This window comes from [Chlorobium] sp. 445 (assembly GCA_002763895.1).
Classification (GTDB): domain Bacteria; phylum Bacteroidota; class Chlorobiia; order Chlorobiales; family Thermochlorobacteraceae; genus Thermochlorobacter.
This window is the reverse complement of sequence record NSLH01000063.1, coordinates 1-2,060: the sequence shown is the minus strand read 5'-3', so window position 1 is coordinate 2,060 and position 2,060 is coordinate 1. Positions and strand designations below refer to the sequence as shown.

Annotated in this window: 4 protein-coding genes; all 4 read left to right on the top strand. The window is 53.3% G+C overall.

All coding sequences use genetic code 11. The annotated features are described in order from the left end of the window. Positions 1 to 685: methylmalonyl-CoA carboxyltransferase (locus CMR00_12650; protein ID PIO47021.1), on the top strand; the 685-nt coding region annotated here is incomplete at its 5' end. Between the two features lie 150 nt (positions 686 to 835). Then, entirely contained in the window at positions 836 to 1,294 is a 459-nt protein-coding gene (locus CMR00_12645; protein ID PIO47020.1) for an anti-sigma regulatory factor, read from the top strand. A 27-nt stretch (positions 1,295 to 1,321) separates the two neighbouring features. After that, on the top strand, positions 1,322 to 1,786 hold the full coding sequence (locus CMR00_12640) for a hypothetical protein (GenBank protein ID PIO47019.1): 465 nt from the start codon (positions 1,322 to 1,324) through the stop codon (positions 1,784 to 1,786). 100 nt (positions 1,787 to 1,886) lie between these two features. Continuing rightward, the coding region (locus CMR00_12635) for an anti-anti-sigma factor (GenBank protein PIO47018.1) at positions 1,887 to 2,060 on the top strand (174 nt) is incomplete at its 3' end.

The following is a 2,060-nucleotide window of genomic DNA, read 5'->3' as shown; positions in this document are numbered from 1 at the left end:
TGAAACCGTTGTAGATGATAACTTCTTCTTTGAAGTGCAGGAGTATTGGGCCCGCAACATCATCATCGGCTTTGCACGACTCGATGGCTTCTCGGTGGGAGTTGTAGCCAACCAACCCATGCACATGGCGGGCACGCTCGACATAGACAGCTCCATCAAAGCCGCTCGCTTTGTGCGCTTCTGTGATGCCTTCAACATCCCACTCGTGACCTTCGTGGATGTACCCGGGTTCCTGCCCGGCACCCAGCAAGAGTACGGCGGGATCATCCGGCACGGCGCGAAACTCCTCTTTGCCTACTGCGAAGCCACCGTGCCTAAGCTCACTGTGATTACGCGCAAAGCCTACGGTGGTGCGTATGATGTGATGGCCAGCAAGCACATTCGGGCCGACTTCAACTTTGCTTGGCCTACGGCCGAGATCGCAGTGATGGGGGTGGATGCGGCCGTGCGGATCATCTTCCGCAAGGAGCTAGCCGAAGCAGACGATCCCACCGTGCGCCTCGCCGAACTGTCCAGCGATTATCAGCAACGCTTTGCCAATCCTTACGTTGCTGCCGAGCGCGGCTACATTGATGCGGTGATCGAGCCGCAAGAGACCCGCGCCGCGTTGATTAAAGCACTGCGGATTGCACGCACCAAACGCCAGAGCCTGCCGGCCCGAAAGCATGGCAATATTCCGTTATAAGAAACAGGTGCGTTGTGCGGCCAAACATGCCAGAACCGTAGCTTGTCAGAGAAACCTAAACTATGCTATTATACAAAGGTGGGGCATTGTTAACAGATACACACACATCCGACTGCAAGCAGTGTCTAAAGAAGGGTAGATAACACACGTATGAGTGACGACACGAAACGATCAAAGCCGAGCGAGAAGATGATTGAATTACGCTTGCCGAGCCTGCTCGGCTATGAGCGCGTAGCAATGGATGCTGCCGCTTCGCTGGCGAGCCGGATGGGGTTTGAAACGGATCGTGTCTCAGCACTGAAAACTGCCGTGAGTGAAGCCGTAACGAATGCTATCGAGCATGGCAATCAGCACGATGAAGCCATGAAAGTGGTTGTGCTCCTAACGGTGCGGGGCGATGAACTGATTGTCAGTGTCACCGATCAGGGTCACAAAACCATTGATGAGGCATATGTCAGCCGTGTGCCCCAGATTAGCGAGGCAATGAAGCGTGATGATAAAGGTGGCTGGGGCATCTGGCTGATCCAAGAATTGATGGATGAAGTGGAGTTCACCACAGCCCCTAGTGGGGGCAACCAAGTCCGCATGGTGATCCACCTTGAACGCTAAACTATACACCGCTGTGCTGGTACACGTATGGAACAGGCAAGCCTAATGCACAATGGGAAAACATCCATCGAACTCGTTGTTCCAAGTATTCTCGGCTACGAGATCGTTGCTCGCGGAGCAGTGGCCACCTTTGCCCATTTTATTGGGTTTGATCAAGCCCGTATCGAAGACCTCAAGACCGCAGTCAGTGAAGCCTGCATTAATGCAATTGAGCATGGCAACCAACTCCAACCAGATTTGCCCGTTCATATTACGAGCAGCTATGACGGACATCGTTTTACAGTGGAGGTGAGTGACACGGGCACAAAACCCTTAGGAACCATCACCGAGCCGAAGACGATAGAAGAGAAGCTCGCCGGAGCAGCTTCACTGCGTGGAATGGGCATAATGTTGATGGCAGCCCTTGCCGATGAGTTTCTTGTCGAGCCGTCAGCTGCGCCCGGCAACACGGTGCGCCTAATCTGGTATCAATGTGAGGTTGCCCAGCCGTAAGTCCTGTACCTTGTCCGCAATACACGCAGCAGTCAGATTGTGCCTCTAAAAGAGCTTACTTGAACTGATGTCGGCACATCTGATCGTTTGGAGGAGCAGCATGCTGGAAGATGAACTGAAAGTGAGTACCCGCGTCATCGGCAATATTGCAGTGATTGATCTGGTGGGCGATGTTACGACCTTTGCGGAAGCGAAGATCAACGCTGCCTATCAGGAGATGTCGCAGAATGGCGCACAGCAGATTCTGCTCAACTTTCGCCAGAATGATTACATC

Coding starts and splice junctions, on each gene's coding strand:
- CMR00_12640 (PIO47019.1), top strand. CDS start 1,322: ATGGAACAGGCAAGCCTAATGCACAATGGGAAAACATCCATCGAACTC.
- CMR00_12645 (PIO47020.1), top strand. CDS start 836: ATGAGTGACGACACGAAACGATCAAAGCCGAGCGAGAAGATGATTGAA.